Source organism: Micrococcus sp. GbtcB5 (genome assembly GCF_019091605.1).
In the GTDB taxonomy this organism is placed as follows: domain Bacteria; phylum Actinomycetota; class Actinomycetes; order Actinomycetales; family Micrococcaceae; genus Micrococcus; species Micrococcus luteus.
This window is the reverse complement of record NZ_JAGXJK010000481.1, coordinates 1-236: the sequence shown is the minus strand read 5'-3', so window position 1 is coordinate 236 and position 236 is coordinate 1. Positions and strand designations below refer to the sequence as shown.

The following is a 236-nucleotide window of genomic DNA, read 5'->3' as shown; positions in this document are numbered from 1 at the left end:
AGGGACCGGGTGGCGATGTGCAGGCGCAGCGCCCAGCCCAGCGCCGCGGTCGGCTCGGAGACGACGACGGCGCCCGAGTTCGGCCCGGAGCCGGCGCTGGCGCGCATCAGGCCCATGGCCTCGAGCATCCGGGTGGCCTCCCGCACGGACGCCCCGGAGTTGCCGTGGCGTGCGGCCAGGGTGCGCTCCCCGGGCAGCTTGTCCCCCCCGGCCACGGCGCCGGCGCCCACCTCGGC

Annotated in this window: 1 protein-coding gene; it reads right to left on the bottom strand. The window is 79.2% G+C overall.

All coding sequences use genetic code 11. The features are described 5' to 3' along the window. Positions 1-236: GntR family transcriptional regulator (locus KVS67_RS13190; protein WP_217565567.1), on the bottom strand; the 236-nt coding region annotated here is incomplete at both ends.